The organism is Sphingobium indicum BiD32 (genome assembly GCF_000382885.1).
Classification (GTDB): Bacteria; Pseudomonadota; Alphaproteobacteria; order Sphingomonadales; family Sphingomonadaceae; genus Sphingobium; species Sphingobium japonicum_C.
The window spans coordinates 1-1266 of the sequence record NZ_CAVK010000210.1 but is presented as its reverse complement, the minus strand read 5'-3'; the positions used below and the strand labels follow the sequence as shown (position 1 = coordinate 1266).

Genomic DNA, 1266 nt, shown 5'->3' with positions numbered 1-1266 from the left:
ATCCACGTCTGCCCGCCGATTGGGAAGCAAAAACGCTACCCGGCGCTCGATCTGACGGTGATCCATGCGTCGGAAGTCGGTGTCCCATTGGGCCGAAAGCCGATACTGTGGAAGCTCGTCACCGATCTGGAAGTTGCCGACCTCGACGCAGCGATCGAGAAAATACGTTGGTATTCGACGCGCTGGAAGATCGAAGTTTTTCATAAGATTCTGAAGTCAGGATGTCGTGCTGAAGATGCGAAGCTCCGCACCGCCGATCGTTTAGCCAACCTTGTCGCGCTGTTTTGTATCGTTAGTTGGCGCGTGATGTGGATGACCATGATGGCACGTGCTGCCCCCGATGCCGATCCGGCGATCGCATTTACAGCAACGGAAATTGCAATCCTCGACCGCCTCGTTACCGATAGCGGGAATCGCCGAGCAAAGCCGGGAACGCTCCAGCTATATCTCACCAAATTGTCCCGCCTTGGCGGTTATCTCGCGCGGACGTCCGACCCACCGCCTGGAAACACCGTTGTCTGGCGCGGCCTACGACGCCTCGTCGAAATCCAGATAGGCGCGGAGCTTGCCACTTGTGGGTAATCGCAAGCTCCACCGGTCGGTTACAGATAAACTAATCCCGCGCCATAGGGAGTGAAGTAGGAAATGCATGAGCGCTTCCCCTCACTTCGGCGTCAAAGCCCTTTTCGGTCAACAGGGCTTCATTTGCTATGCAATCGACCGCTTCGCCTGTCAGGTAGACCGCGACCCTTGTTCATCAAACCCGAATAAAGCGATCGGCGCACGTCAACCGATTGATTCACGTCCTTGATCCGCCGTCGTTAGTGTCAGGAATAATGCGCGAGTCTAAGCCCCGGGACATCCCATCGCGCCTTGATCAGCCTACCCGAACACGAAAGCGTGATCCACGCGGAGCACATGTCGGCTCCGCCAAAACAAATGTTGGTCGTAGCGAAGTCCGGAAAGGCATGATGAGCGTAATCGCCCGTTTCGGGATCAACCACTGCTATGCCGGACATACCGATTATGGTTCCGACCGCCACTCTGCCGTCCGCTAAGACCGCCATTGAGTCCAGACCCGTTCCCGGAGGCATGCTCGCGATCGGGCGTCCCGCGAAAAAGACGCTCTGCCCCACTGAGCCCGCCAGCCGACCTGGACCGACAAGATCGAATGCCGTCACGGTACGAAACAACGTCTGCGCTACATAAAGCGTGCGGCCGTCTGGTGAAAGGCCGCATCCATTGGGGTGGTCCACAGGGTAGAGC

Annotated in this window: 3 protein-coding genes; 2 read left to right on the top strand and 1 reads right to left on the bottom strand. The window is 57.4% G+C overall.

Going from position 1 to position 1266, the window contains the following annotated elements; genetic code table 11:
- Positions 1-582, top strand: a 582-nt coding sequence (locus tag EBBID32_RS19490) for an IS4 family transposase (RefSeq protein WP_037491987.1), incomplete at its 5' end; no start/stop codon positions are given.
- 67 nt (positions 583-649) lie between these two features.
- Positions 650-811: a hypothetical protein gene (locus tag EBBID32_RS25020; protein ID WP_231382256.1), complete on the top strand. Its 162-nt coding sequence runs from the start codon at positions 650-652 to the stop codon at positions 809-811.
- A gap of 16 nt (positions 812-827) precedes the next feature.
- Here the strand turns inward: EBBID32_RS25020 and EBBID32_RS19485 are convergent.
- A partial coding sequence (locus EBBID32_RS19485) for an SMP-30/gluconolactonase/LRE family protein (RefSeq protein ID WP_037491986.1) occupies positions 828-1266 on the bottom strand: 439 nt, incomplete at its 5' end.

Excerpts from the sequence above, each read along its gene's own strand:
- EBBID32_RS25020 (WP_231382256.1), top strand. The coding sequence starts at position 650 with ATGAGCGCTTCCCCTCACTTCGGCGTCAAAGCCCTTTTCGGTCAACAG.